This window comes from Chamaesiphon sp. (assembly GCF_041737865.1).
In the GTDB taxonomy this organism is placed as follows: domain Bacteria; phylum Cyanobacteriota; class Cyanobacteriia; order Cyanobacteriales; family Chamaesiphonaceae; genus Chamaesiphon.
Genome location: NZ_JBGSQZ010000065.1, coordinates 1 through 12,609 on the forward strand (window position 1 = coordinate 1; position 12,609 = coordinate 12,609).

Annotated in this window: 12 protein-coding genes and 1 pseudogene; 5 read left to right on the top strand and 8 right to left on the bottom strand. The window is 42.1% G+C overall.

What is annotated here, in order from left to right; translation table 11 throughout:
* Positions 1-721, top strand: a pseudogene (locus ACEW9J_RS04735) (hypothetical protein); the annotation flags it as partial.
* Positions 722-724: 3 nt separating this feature from the next.
* Here ACEW9J_RS04735 and ACEW9J_RS04740 read toward each other — a convergent pair.
* The 6 genes from ACEW9J_RS04740 to ACEW9J_RS04765 all read right to left on the bottom strand — a co-directional run bounded on the left by ACEW9J_RS04740 (position 725) and on the right by ACEW9J_RS04765 (position 9,179).
* Positions 725-1,408 carry a hypothetical protein gene (locus tag ACEW9J_RS04740; protein WP_373543988.1) on the bottom strand — a complete coding sequence of 228 codons (684 nt, stop codon included), beginning with the start codon at positions 1,406-1,408 and terminating at the stop codon, positions 725-727.
* Between the two features lie 55 nt (positions 1,409-1,463).
* The gene (locus ACEW9J_RS04745; RefSeq protein ID WP_373543989.1) at positions 1,464-4,337 is read right to left on the bottom strand and encodes a type I restriction endonuclease subunit R; all 2,874 of its coding nucleotides are present in this window, start codon (positions 4,335-4,337) and stop codon (positions 1,464-1,466) included.
* 6 nt (positions 4,338-4,343) lie between these two features.
* Positions 4,344-4,907, bottom strand: a complete 564-nt coding sequence (locus ACEW9J_RS04750) for a DUF4276 family protein (RefSeq protein ID WP_373543990.1) — start codon at positions 4,905-4,907, stop codon at positions 4,344-4,346.
* Complete coding sequence (locus ACEW9J_RS04755; protein WP_373543991.1) at positions 4,907-6,091, bottom strand: AAA family ATPase; 1,185 nt, start codon at positions 6,089-6,091, stop codon at positions 4,907-4,909. The genes ACEW9J_RS04750 and ACEW9J_RS04755 overlap by 1 nt, the downstream gene beginning before the upstream one ends.
* Positions 6,092-6,173: 82 nt before the next feature.
* Complete coding sequence (locus tag ACEW9J_RS04760; RefSeq protein ID WP_373543992.1) at positions 6,174-6,863, bottom strand: hypothetical protein; 690 nt, start codon at positions 6,861-6,863, stop codon at positions 6,174-6,176.
* A 42-nt stretch (positions 6,864-6,905) separates the two neighbouring features.
* Positions 6,906-9,179: a type I restriction-modification system subunit M gene (locus ACEW9J_RS04765; RefSeq protein WP_373543993.1), complete on the bottom strand. Its 2,274-nt coding sequence runs from the start codon at positions 9,177-9,179 to the stop codon at positions 6,906-6,908.
* A 103-nt stretch (positions 9,180-9,282) separates the two neighbouring features.
* Between ACEW9J_RS04765 and ACEW9J_RS04770 the strand changes: the two genes are divergently transcribed.
* From ACEW9J_RS04770 to ACEW9J_RS04785, 4 genes are all read left to right on the top strand, one after another.
* Positions 9,283-9,561: a helix-turn-helix domain-containing protein gene (locus tag ACEW9J_RS04770; RefSeq protein ID WP_373543994.1), complete on the top strand. Its 279-nt coding sequence runs from the start codon at positions 9,283-9,285 to the stop codon at positions 9,559-9,561.
* Between the two features lie 101 nt (positions 9,562-9,662).
* The gene (locus ACEW9J_RS04775) at positions 9,663-10,055 is read left to right on the top strand and encodes a hypothetical protein (protein WP_373543995.1); all 393 of its coding nucleotides are present in this window, start codon (positions 9,663-9,665) and stop codon (positions 10,053-10,055) included.
* Between the two features lie 51 nt (positions 10,056-10,106).
* The gene (locus tag ACEW9J_RS04780; RefSeq protein WP_373543996.1) at positions 10,107-10,403 is read left to right on the top strand and encodes a hypothetical protein; all 297 of its coding nucleotides are present in this window, start codon (positions 10,107-10,109) and stop codon (positions 10,401-10,403) included.
* A gap of 315 nt (positions 10,404-10,718) precedes the next feature.
* Positions 10,719-10,958: a hypothetical protein gene (locus ACEW9J_RS04785; protein ID WP_373543997.1), complete on the top strand. Its 240-nt coding sequence runs from the start codon at positions 10,719-10,721 to the stop codon at positions 10,956-10,958.
* Positions 10,959-10,990: 32 nt separating this feature from the next.
* On the opposite strand, the gene ACEW9J_RS04790 is transcribed toward ACEW9J_RS04785, so the two are convergent.
* Complete coding sequence (locus ACEW9J_RS04790) at positions 10,991-11,539, bottom strand: hypothetical protein (protein WP_373543998.1); 549 nt, start codon at positions 11,537-11,539, stop codon at positions 10,991-10,993.
* Positions 11,540-11,642: 103 nt separating this feature from the next.
* On the bottom strand, positions 11,643-12,609 hold a 967-nt coding region (locus tag ACEW9J_RS04795; protein ID WP_373543999.1), incomplete at its 5' end, for a hypothetical protein.

Here is a 12,609-nt window from a genome sequence, read left to right on the forward strand (position 1 = left end):
CAAGCTAAATCGACAGTCAATCGAGAAATCGCTCCAGAATAATAGTGTCGAAACTAACCAAATAATTGTCTCAGAAGAGCTGCAAATTCCAAACTGGCAGCAAATACTATCCGGCAAAGTTCTAGGGCATGATGGAATTTCTACAGCACAAGTTGGAACGTCAGAACCAGAATTTAATAAATATCTGATCAGATACTTCGAGTCAATTCTCAAACCAAGCTATAGTTTCAATATTCCAAGCTTTCACGCGCCATATAGTGCGGATTTTTGCCTTCAACTGTCTTGTGGATTGAGCTTCGATATTGAAATCGATGAACCTTATGTTGGTGATACTGGCAAGCCACACCATTGCATCGATGACGATAAAGACAAGATCCGCGATCGTTTCTTTGCTGCTGGTAACTGGATTACGATCCGGTTCTCAGAAAAACAAGTAGTAACACAGCCGGATGAATGTTGTTATCTGATTGCAATATTAATTGCGGCATTAACTGGTGACAGCACGATTAAAGATAAATTTAAGCCTTCGATAACCTTACCCACGAGCGAGTGTCGTTGGGCAGAATTTGAGTCACGAGAAATGGCAAAAAATAAATATCGTGATTCGTACTTACTAAAATCTCAAGCAAGTCAATCTACAAAATTTGCAAATACTGTTAATTCTAATAAATCTGCCAAGCTAGGTTCAAAAAAGATAACTAAGCCTAAACCAAAAATGTAAGTTTCAATCGATCGACTCAAACCATTGATAGCAAATTAAGGTGATATCTTCCGATCGAATCGCTTCCAGGGTACTTCGCTCCTTGGTTTCGACTTCCAAATAAAGATCCCGATCGACGAAAAAATCGTCCAACCCCGTTACAAATCGCTCTAAATCACGACAATCGACATACTCATCCCAAATTACTCTGAGATCGCGTTCGTAGCTTTTAATGTTGGAGTTAACGATTGCACTCAATAATCTTTCTTTGGTAGCTGAGTCGATTTCATCGGCATTGCTTTGTTCCAGTGCCGTCTTAATTTTATTCGAGAGCCTCGACAAAGCTGGCTGTAACCGAAAGCCGCTCTGACGTTTCTCAATCTCACCAATTAGATTGTGAGTCGCACCCTCAAGGGCGGGGAAGATGTCGTTATCGAAGGGAACTGGTGGTAGAGTATCGGGATCGGGGAAGTCCCCCGCTTTGCACTGTAGGAGTTTGAAGATCTTCCGCTTTTCATCTAACAGATGTTTTGGTTCGGTCGAGACCGACCGTCGATGCGGGGGTAAAAGTGCCAGAAATGCCGATCTCGCGCTCTGAATGCCAAGAACAAGCCATCGAGATCTCCCGTATGTGTGGAGTGAATGCCCAAGGGTATTTCCTCCGCTGCTTCCTTGCCCATCTGCTGCATGAATTCTAATAGGGGTCAAATGAGCCTCTGTACAGAAACTTACGCTAAGGCTGAGAACGTTGCTGGGTGAACGTTTATTCCTCTTCAAACTCACCAAGAGCGTCATCAAACTTGTTGATGATGTCGAGTAATTTCGATATGACTCGATCGAAGATTTTTTTGCGCTCTAATAATTTAGGTTTTTCATTGCAAGCATTTAGTACGGTTTCCCTTAATGGCTCCTTGCCTGAGAATTTATAGTTGGCGATCATCCGATCGACGGCTTCTGCATTGAGATTTTCCTCAATGCAAAGCTGCCGCACTGCTTCAACCCGTTCTTGATTCCAGAAATCTTTAAATACGTTTTCGATCGTCTGGTCTGGTTCGATGGCGATCATCCGTTCTTCAATGAATTTCTCGATCAGATCCCGTTTGCTCCGCAGTTGGACTTCTTTGCCAATTAGCTCCAGAATAGAAGCTTTCTGCTTCTGATAGTTTTCCTGGGTGGCATCGTCCTTAACATCTTGCTGGAGTTTTGCTAGTAGTTTGAGAATATAGCCAACATTAATCTCATCCCTCTGAATTAATTCCAACTCAAAATCGATCTCTTCAACAATCGATTCTCCTTCCTCCTCAGTGCGAGTTCGAGTGCGATCGTAGATGTCTAAATACTTACTCTTATAGTCTTCAAAAGTTTGCTCATCGATATTCAGATCAGAAAAATTAAACTCTGTGAACGATCGGCTGACATTTAGTAACCGGATCAGATTCCGAAAGGCTTTGACGAACTCCAGTTGGTCGTCTTCGCTAATCAGCTTATTGACATCGTTTGGAATAGCCGCGATCGCCTTGAGTGTTTGGACACCTTCATTAAATTTTTCAATGTAATGCTCATAGGGTTCGATGAAAATTTCTTCATTAGCATCGGGATCGGAAAAGAGGGCAACGGCTCGATCGGTATTCTCCTTGAGGTTCCGAAAACAGACGATATTCCCTTGGGATTTGAGTTCGCCCAAAATGCGGTTAGTACGGGAATAGGCTTGAATTAACCCGTGATACTGGAGGTTTTTATCGACATAGAGACTGTTAAGCTTTTTGACATCAAAGCCCGTGAGGAACATATTGACGACTAACAAAATATCAGCACGATCCTTGTCCTGACAGTCTTCCCGATCGCGATCCTTCATCCGTTTGGAGATGTCTTTGTAATAGGTGTAGAACGCCTGACTATCTTTAGCTGAATGTTGGGTTTGGTAGGTTTGGTTATAGTCAACGATAAATTCATTTAGCTTGTCGCGGCTATGGCTACGACTACTATCTGTACCGATCTCAAAATCGGGTTCGCCAATTAAGCCGTTAGCGTCTGCGTCTGCTTCATTGGTGCCAGGGGTAAAAATGGTGACGATGCGTAAGTCGTGCAAACCCTGCTGTTGTTTGCTTTTGAAGGCTGCGTAATAGGTGAGTAAGCTATCGATATTACTGACACAGAGCATGGCGGAGAATTTCCGCCCGTGGGTTTTGCGGTTGTGGTTGGCAATAATCCAATCGACAATTAGAGAAATCCGATCGGGATTGTCAAAGAATTCGCGATCGAGTTTTGGCTCTGTAATTAGGCTGCCGTCTTTGCGTTTGATTTTGCCCCAGTATTCGACCGAAAATTTGAGGACATTTTCATCGGCGATCGCGTTGGTAATCACGTACTTATGCAAGCACTCTTCAAATAAATCTTTGGTGGTGCGTTTCCCCTGTTCATTGCTAGTAGCGTTATCGGCAAAGATCGGAGTCCCAGTAAAGCCGAACATTTGGGCATTGGGGAAGAATTTGACGATATTTTTATGGGTTTCGCCAAATTGGGAACGGTGGCATTCGTCGAAGATAAATACGATTCGCCGATCTTTAAGTTTGTCCATCGCCGCTTCATGGCGTGATGTTTTAATCGCAACGTTGAGTTTTTGGATCGTGGTGACGATCAGTTGACTATCGCCAGCCATTTGGTTGACGAGTTGCTGGGTGTTATTGGTAGTGTCTACACAGTCGGGGCTGAAGAAATTAAATTCGCGGCTGGTTTGGTAATCGAGGTCGGCGCGATCGACTACAAACAGGACTTTATGAACTTTTGGCAGACTGGTGAGGATTTGGGCGGCTTTGAAGCTGGTGAGGGTCTTTCCCGATCCGGTAGTGTGCCAGATATAGCCATTTTTATTGGTATCCTTGACTCGCTCGGTAATGGCTTCTACTGCGTAGTATTGGTAGGGACGCAGCACCATCAACACTTTGTCGGATTCGTGCAGGACGATGTATTTACAGATCATCTTGGAGACATGACATTTCTCCAGAAAGCTGTCGGCGAATTCTTCGAGTTGGATAATCAGGTTATTGTCTCGATCTGCCCAGTAGAAGGTTTGTTTATACTCTTGCTTGCGGTTGTTGGCGTAGTAGCGGGTATTGACACCGTTGGAGATGACGAAAATTTGGACGTATTGAAACAGCCCCAACTCTGCACCGTAGGAATGGCGTTGGTAGCGGTTAATTTGGTTGAAGGCTTCTTTAAGTTCTAGCCCTCGGCGTTTGAGTTCGATTTGGACGAGGGGTAAACCGTTAATCAGCAAGGTTACGTCGTAGCGGTTTTTGTATTTGCCTTGCTGGGCGATTTGGTTGGTGACTTGATATTGGTTTTGACACCAATGTTCGGTGTTGAGGAATTCGAGGTAAGTGGTGGAACCATCGTCGCGGCTGAGTTCCATTTTGTCCCGCAGGCGTTTAGCCCTGTCGAAGACGTTGCCTTTGTCGAGGTGATTGAGGACTAGTTTGAATTCGATATCGCTGAGTTTAATCTGATTGTGTTTTTCGAGTTGGGTTTTGAGATTGGCTTTGAGATCTGCGGCATTAGTGATTTTAACTGGTTCATAACCTAGACCCATCAGGCGTTGAATCAGATTATCTTCTAGTTCTAGTTCTGATTGAGTCATGGTGCTTTAGGGGAGAATTTTATTGATACCGTCGAGAAAAACTTGAAAGCTCCGAGATTTATTATCGGTTAAGGACAAATAGGGAGCGATTTCCTTAGAATGAGTACCAGGGTAATATTCTGAAACTAATTTTTTGAGTTCCTCTTTCGCTGAGTTGAGTCGATCGGGGTCGCGAAACTTGTTTTGACTTTGTTTTTTACTCAGACTTTGGGGTTTGAGGTTGTAGGCTTGTTCTACAGCGGCAAGATCTCCGAGAAACCAGGATTCTAATTCATGACAAATAATCCGGATCGTTGCGTCTGGTTTCCCTGCTTGTTGGCAAAGCTGCAATAGATCGGCTTTGAGCTTTTTGCAGTCATGAGAGTCTTGGTCGTGAACGATCACAAATTTTGTTTCAGGTTTAAAGCTAAAAGCTTTGATCTTCTTCGGAATCGATTTAGTGAGATCTTGCTTACCTTGATGGGCAATACAGATATATGTAATCTGCTCAGGAATTAATTTGGGGAGGATAGTCTCTAGCACCGTCTTCATCGAAGGTTCTTCGAGTAAAAAAATCAGGTCATAAACCATCAGGGAGCCACTCCTTCAAACCAGCCTTGATTCCAGAGATATCCAGGTAGATCTCCCTCTTTTACTAAGTTATTCAGAATTTCGCTATCACTGGCTCGAAAAATTTTGGTAATGCCTTGTACTTTTGTCAGCCAGAAAATACTTTCTAGGGGCACAGCATTAAGAAAGTCAGGCGAATGGGTAGAAACAAAGACTTGTCCGCCTCTGTGAGCATAGCTAGCAAATTCTTCAGCGAGTTCGTGGAGCAAACTGGGATAGAGTTGGTTTTCGGGTTCTTCGACGCACAGTAAAGGGTGGGGTGTAGGATCGAAGAGCAGGATTAAATAAGCAAACATTTTCATGGTGCCATCCGAAACATAGCGATCGATGAAGGGGTCTTTAAATGCTTGGTCTTGAAATTTAAGAATTAATCTACCGTCTTCTGTTTCTTTTGCTTCTACTTTAGAAACACCAGGAACTCTTTCGCGCATTTTGTTGAGAATGGTTTGGAAAATATCAGGATGGTTTTGAAAAATATATTGGGCAACCACCGCCATATTATCGCCTGTGGGGGAAAGGTGTTCGGCATAACCTATATCTTTGCTGCCTCTAGCATCGCTGATATGAAAGTCAGAGACATGCCAGTTTTCGATCAGGGAACGAAAGGCACTGGCGGCTTTGAAGCGTTGAAATTGCCCTAGTCCTTTAATTGCCAGAATATCGCTAGATTCGAGCTGCTGTTCTTCGCGTTCTAATTCTTCGTCAGTCTGTTCAAAGTTTTCTTCGTTGGTAATTGCAAATCCCGTACCTTGCTGAAAGTCTAAAAAGTGGTATGGGGAACCGTATTCGCCCCGCTTGTAGCGAAGGATCTCTCTTTTTACTACGGGTCGTCCTTTTTCTTGTCCAATGATTAAACTATATGTAACTAGGCGTTCTGTCTCCAGAATTTTCATCCGAAATTTTAGTTCTATTTCGATATCCTCTTGTTCTTTGCCTCTAGTGACGACTTCATTAAATCCACCTCGGATCTGAAGGGCTTGACGAATGTTGTTTTTGAGGGCATCGCGGAGAAAACCAAAAACATCGAATAGGGTAGATTTGCCCGTACCATTGGCTCCGATGATAACGCAGAAGGCTGGAATATCTTTGATTTCTAGGGATTCAAAGACTCGATAATTTTTAATTTTTATAGAAACGATTTTCATAACTAAATCTGCCTTAAAAAGAAAATGTTCAGGAATCGAGCGGGTTTTGTTCCAGTTATGGTTCGGTCTTAGTCATGGTGTTTTACTCTGTTGCTAGCAGTTCTTGTTCGTAAAGGAAATCTTTTAGCTGAATCTCATAATCTTCATAGTATAGTTTATGCAATGCTTGACTGTAGAGTACTTTTCCCTCGTAGGAATATTCTTCGTCTAGTAATTCATTGAAACCTGGATTTTCTTCATATCTAATTAGGTCTTCTTCTTGAGATATCATTTCAATCTCTTGTACCTTTTTATCTAGATTAATAGCAAAGAATGAAGCCAGTGTATAGCGTAGTAAGCTATCAGTTATTTCCATAACTAGTCTCGCTAGTCCAACATCACTTCGCAATACTTTGGGAACTGCTCGACCGTGGGAAATATCACCTCTAGTATTTCTTAGATTACCAAGGATGTGGATTAATCCAGAATATGAGCCAGTAAAAGCAGTTTCGTAAATATCATCATTTACTTTAAGTAATTCTGTGGCTCTTTTAAATTGATGGTGAGCGCGAGATTCTGTATTATCATTCTCTAATTTTATTGGATCTGCTTTTTCATCTAAGTCAAGAATAATAGTCTTAGAAATACCTTGAATTAGAGATAAGCAACACTCAACTGTAATATCTGGATGAAGTTCTTGATTTCGTTCTGCTTTCTCAATAATGGGAATATAGTATTCAAAATCTGGAAACACATCTAGATTGCGAGTGATTAGGCTTTTTAAGCTATCCATAGATTGTCGGTTACATAAACATTTTTTGGAGCAGCCCCTTTTTTATTGTTCCGTTTTCTGGGTCTGTAGAAATACCGCATCAATTTTTTGATCGATCGCTGTTAGAAAATTAGCTATTTTTTCTTGTTCTTTTAAACTTGTAAAAGATATTTTATAATTGAGAAGATCTTCAACCGTGATATTTGACTGATTAGCATTTCCTCTCTGAATTGAAGAAATATAATCAATATAACGAGGAGTATTAATTTGACCAAACAAGAATCTGTTATTAATGCCTTCAATGTTTTCAAATTTCAGTAAATTCTGATTCAAAAGTCCTTCACCATCATTGTTAACATAGATACCTCGACCAACAGCCGAAGATCGTAATTCCGGCTTAGATCCTACTGTTGAAATGATTATATTTCCTTTACAAATCCTATACTTTTTAATTCTTTCGTTTTCAGCCAATTCTTGGGAGATATAAATTTTTTGATTTTCCTGACGAATTTTTTGACTATCAAGATCAGAAGCTCTGATAATACGAACCCCGCTATTCAAGTAAGCCTCAGATTTAAAAGCAAATCCTTTAGTATATTTAGTAACTTTTCCTAAAGTAGGATAAATCCAAGCATCTTTAAACTCAGGAAATCGAATTTGTCGAGAAAATAATTTCTGCATTACACCCTGTCTATAGATTTGTAGCAAATGAAGATTACAACCATGAGGAAAAGGTAAATCCAACTCATCACAAAATTCACGGATTATCTTATCAGCAGACTCAAGATCTTTTTGAGATTGAGCTAATTTTTGAGTAATAAACCCTAAATCAATCTCCTCTTCATCCCCAAACGTATTCACATAGCGTGGAATATTCAGATTAAAATCATTCTCCGCAATTTCCTGGAGACTCGCCCGACAACTATATTTATCCTCCGCCAACCGTTCCCGATAAGTCGTGATAATCTTCTCTACATCCTCATCCCGCAAATAATTCTGATTCTTCACCTTCTCAAAATGGTCGGTGGAACTCGCATCAATAAATAGCACATCCTCCGGCTGCTCTCGGCACTTCTTCAACACCAGAATACAAGTCGGGATACTCGTCCCATAAAAAATATTCGCAGGTAAGCCAATCACCGCATCCAACCAATTCCGCTCTTGGATTAGATATTGGCGAATATGCCCCTCCGCTCCGCCGCGAAATAACACCCCGTGGGGCAACACCACCGCCATCGTGCCATTTTCATCCAGATGGTGGAGCATGTGCTGCACGAACGCAAAATCAGCCTTGGAAGTTGGAGCTAACTTCCCATATTGACTAAATCTGTCGTCTGACTCAAATAGCTTATTTGCACTCCAATTCGCCGAAAACGGTGGATTTGCCACCACAGCTTCAAACCGCATTCCCTTATGCTGCGGATGCTCTAACGTATCCTCCTGCTTCAGATCGAAATTCCGATAATGCACCCCATGCAAAATCATATTCATCCGCGCCAAGTTGTAAGTCGTCCGGTTCATCTCCTGCCCGTAGAAATCCCCCACCGACTCTACTTCCCGCGCCACCCGCAACAACAGCGAACCCGATCCACAAGTTGGGTCATAAACCGACTTCAGCCGATCCTTCCCCGTGGTTACAATTTTCGCCAATACCTTAGAAACCTGCTGCGGCGTGTAAAACTCCCCCGCTTTCTTCCCTGCACCACTAGCAAACTGCCCGATCAGATACTCATAGGCATCCCCAAGTACATCGCTTTCCGAGTCATCCAACCGAAAATCAATCTTATTCAGATGAACTAGAATCTTGGCAATTAGGGCATTTTTTGCCTTGGGAGTCCGCCCTAGCTTCGTCGAAGTCAGATCCAGATCCTCAAATAAGTGGTCGAAATCCTCCTCGCTTTCATTGCCCATCGTCGAGCGTTCGATATTATTCAGAACCTCTGTCAAATCTCCCAAGATAAAGATCGAACTCTTTTCCAACTCCTCGTCGCTAATCTCGTCCTTATCTGTATCCACCTGATTGCCTAACGCCCGTTTAGCCAGGGAACCAAACAACTCAGATGGCTTGAGAAAATAACCCAATTCTGCGATCGATTCCTCCGCGACTGCCTCTAGATATTCTTGCCCCTGTGGTGACGACTCATCGATCGTGAGAAAATCAATCCCATCCTCAGCCAAGATCCCATTGGCGAAAAGATGCTGACGTTCCGAGAGGTACTTATAGAAAATAAACCCCAAGCAGTAGTCTCGAAACTCATCGGCATTCATCTTGCCCCGCAGCGAGTCAGCAATATTCCAAAGTTGAGCTTCTAATTGTTTCTTTTGGTCGTTCGTCATTTATCTCTCGTACTAGGCGATCGCGGAGCGTCCCCCTTGGGGAATCGCCACCACTAATTATGGATATTGTCCAAAGCACAGTATAAGCCAAAGCAAGAGCATAATGAAAATCGTCAAGTTTACAGGCGACAATAAAACAAGAGTTAATATATCAGATCGTATGTTGGTAAGGGAGATCGTTAAGACCGAAACAGAATTCCCCGATTTGCACCTACGGATCAAATCAGCTAGAGAAGCTGCCGAACTTAGCATCCAGTCTTGTGCGGACTTGGCTAAAGTCAGTCGGCAATACTGGAGCCAGTTGGAAAACAATCGGCTAGATGCAGTGAGTATCGACTTGGTGAGAGCGATCGAGGACATATTAGGTACTAAATTAATCTAGGTCGATCTAGAAATAACAGTGCTGGCATAGTTTGTACTTACTTGCGTAAACTGTAAACTAGACAGTTGACGTAATATGGAAAATCTGATAAATTTATATGTATGGGCGAAGGGCTGAACCACCGCCACCCTAACAACGGTAAACGGTTCACAGATACGACAAAGAGATTGCGCCCCGACCAAAGTTTGCAATCTCTTCCCGCAAGAATCACCACGAGTAAATCTCAATCACCATCATGCCACAAACAAACTATCGTTCGATCGAGTATTGCCACCGTTCCCGCCGATTTAATCGAAGCTGAGACACTAAATCTACTTGGGATTGAAGTCATCGATCTTCAAGACTATACCGATTACGTTATCCCTCACGGTGACGATCGTTATCAAATCTGGTTAGGTAACGAATTTTCAGGACTTGTCTGGACTTGGGTAAACCAATTTATCACCCCATTCCGTGCTTACAACACCTTGACGGGATCTAGATCTAAAGAGTAATAACTAATTTAGTTACTACTCAAAACAAAAATATTTCACTAACCATTATAAATGAAGCTACGTGGAGATCGCGTACCTGGTCGCAGTGGAACGCTGTGTCAGCGCACCAAGAAGAAAAAGCTACAGAACGGACAGATTCAGGAATATCCGTTGGTAAGTGTCGAACGTGACGCTCACAACGTCTTTCATTGGTTTTGGCACCTCACTTATAAGCAAAAGGAATCAGATGGTAAGTACAAGTCCCATACTGTCTCCGTTCGACCAGAACAGGTGGCAGCAGTAAAAGTGCTAATCGCCGGAAATGTACAGCTAGAGGTGGTTTTGAGCTATCTTTATAGTTCCAAGTAATTACTTGGAACTGTCTTAAATCGATTAAATTATTGCTATATAACAGTTCTAGCCGTTAACAGTACGACTGTATGCGACCTTCGTTTGAGAGAAAATATTCAATAAAAGCTTTGCTGGGCATGAGTTGTAGGAAATTTATTAGTTCCAAGTAATTACTTGGAACTAAATTAATCACGATAATCTTTACTAGATAGACATTCCAGCTTTATTCAATCTAATTTACATTCGAGAATATATTTCGTGTAACTGTTACTGAATAATAGTTATGAGCGATTTGAGCAGTTCCAAGTAATTACTTGGAACTAAGTCAATGTAATGAGCAAACCCATCGCTCTCCACCAACTAAATTATGGCGATCGGACGCGCTTGGTCGCGAAGCCCGAAGCCCCCATCGTATATTCCGCTTGGCAGCGAGTTATTGACTTACGATCGGTGGAGAGTTGCGCCCAGTTTGCTTTCGCGATCGACAGAATCGAGTTATGTATCTGCCGGAACCGCTTCAGCTTTCGGTTTCTTCTCGAACACTTGGATGTTTGGTCATCTATTCTCTGGTAACAACATGATTTAACGAAGATTCCTAATGAATACTAATATATTTTAGCCTCTACTGTAATCAATTTTTCTATGCTAGTGAAAATTGTGCGAAGAAAACGATGAATTCGGGTGCGAGATATTGTAGGCATATCTAAAGTTAGCTCTACCAAACCCTTTTTTGTGAGTTCGATCTCTCTAGTATCTTTTGTTGAAATTCCAAATTTCTGCATGGACAACCTTTTAATATCTCGATATTCACACTCGTCTCGACTTAAACTATTAAGGTAATATTCATTGTCAACTATAAAAAAATGAGTGCCAAATACTTTGATAATCTTAGTGGGTAATCGCTCGTATCCGCTATTAATATGCCAATAATAGATTGGTATGTCCAGTCTATCGATCTCAATATTTTCGATCCAATTCTCAAAATGCAAATTATCATAAGCTGGAATTTTGACAATTGCAGTAACTCCACAATCGGCAATTTCAATCAGGCAATCTGCCTCGATACTATGACAATCGAATCTAAGGTTAAAATTGTAATTGAGGCTTGGATTATAAATTTCTCCTACTAACTTATCAGCACTAGCATCGATCATTACTACTGGCGAGTTTTGCCGTAAATACTCGATTGCCGCCCTGATAAACCAACTTTTACCAGCTTGATTTCGCGTACTGCCTACAAAATGTAACGGCATATTTTCAATTTACTAATGCCTCTTGTTTGCCCGATGGCACGTAATCATCTAATTTTGCAGCCTCTAACGGTTCGCATAAGCTTTTTAATGTTTTCTTGGTTTGTTCTACTTTTAGTGTTGGTTCGGTTATAATCTCCGTCACTTCTCGATCCGACAGGACAGCGTAGCTATCGTTAGATAAGGATGATTTGTTTTCTGTACTTGCAATTTGGCTCTGAGTTTTATCGATTTTATCTATCTTTGATGCCCGTTGGCGAAGCCTCTCCTTCGGAGAATCGGATTTGGCAGATTTAGCCGTTTTAGATGTCTCAGACGATCTAGCCTTAGTGGTGCGTTTCTTTTTAGCTTCCGGTTCTATTACTCCTACTGGGGCTGGAGTTACTTCGATCGTCTGTTTTAGCTGCTGTTGGCGTTCTACGGCGCGTCCTTGGGGAACTGCTTCCGCGTAGCCACTGGGATGGTCTAGAATCGCATAGCCTGAATCGCTTAAATATTGTTTGGTAAGTGCGTCAATACTATTGCCATTACCTACAACAATTGTTGCCCCAGCTTTCCGTGCTGATTTAAGTAAGGGCAAATATTCTGCTTGAAAGAATTTACCCATGACTTCCCGACCGATCTGCTTGTTGATAAAACGGTTTCCCGTCACCATCACCACATCCTCGGCGGTATAACTTGGAGAGTTAGCTGCTCGACCATAGGCTTCAACGTATAAATCGGTACGGGTTGTAGCTTCTGCTAATGACTTGCCGATGAATTTATTAGCACTAAATCCCATTGCCACATCTATTGCCGCTCGTGCGGGCAATTTATCGAGTCTATCGACATTAAAAGTCTTGAGTACGGGATTGATCGTACTACCTGTTTCTCGATCGAAATTATAGCTGAGTTGATGGTAATGCTCGCGCACGTAACTCTCTAATTCTGCTGTCGGGATGACTGCGGCATAAACCGGACGTTGCCGCTGCTCG